This is a genomic window from Aminobacter sp. P4_D5 (assembly GCF_056401815.1).
Map to the genome: position 1 here is coordinate 1 of NZ_JBFUIP010000864.1, position 649 is coordinate 649.

A 649-nucleotide genomic window follows, 5' to 3' on the forward strand; every position below is an offset into this window, starting at 1 on the left:
CACCACGCCATGCAGCGTGCGGACCTCCTGCTCGGTGATCTCGCCGCGCTCGAACCAGTGGCGCAGGTTCCGTACCATGCCGTCCCGCTTGGGCTCGTTGCGGAGGAAGCCGCTGGCGTCCAGCTCCTCGATGAGGTGCCGCATGAGGTTGTCGAGCTCGCCCTTGGTGGCGAGCTGGGTCTTGTGGGTCTGGAGCCGGCGGGGCGGCGTGGCATCGGCGGCGACCCACCACTCATAGGCCATCACCATCACCGCCTGGGCGAGGTTGAGCGAGCTGAATTCGGGGTTGAGCGGATAGCGCACCAGCGTATCTGCCCGCGCGAGGTCCTCGGCCTCCAGCCCGGCCCTTTCAGGGCCGAAAAGGATGGCGACGCGCTCGTCGCGCCCGTTGATCGCCCGCAGCTCCTCGGCCGCCGCGCGCGCCGTCATGACGGGCACCACGACATGGCGTGGACGCGGGCAGGTGGCGATCACGCGATGGCAGTCGGCCACGGCGGCGTCCACGGTCTCGTAGAGCTGCGCCGCGTCCAGGATGCGGTCGGCGCCCGAGGCCGCGGCCCAGGCCCGCTGCTTCGGCCAGCCGTCGCGCGGCGCCACGAGGCGCAGGTGGAACAGACCGCCATTGGCCATGGCGCGCGCCGTGGTGCCG

At 71.6% G+C, this 649-nt stretch carries 1 protein-coding gene; it reads right to left on the reverse strand.

What is annotated here, in order from left to right:
- A partial coding sequence (locus AC1DWF_RS35470; RefSeq protein ID WP_476843145.1) for an RNA methyltransferase occupies positions 1-649 on the reverse strand: 649 nt, incomplete at both ends.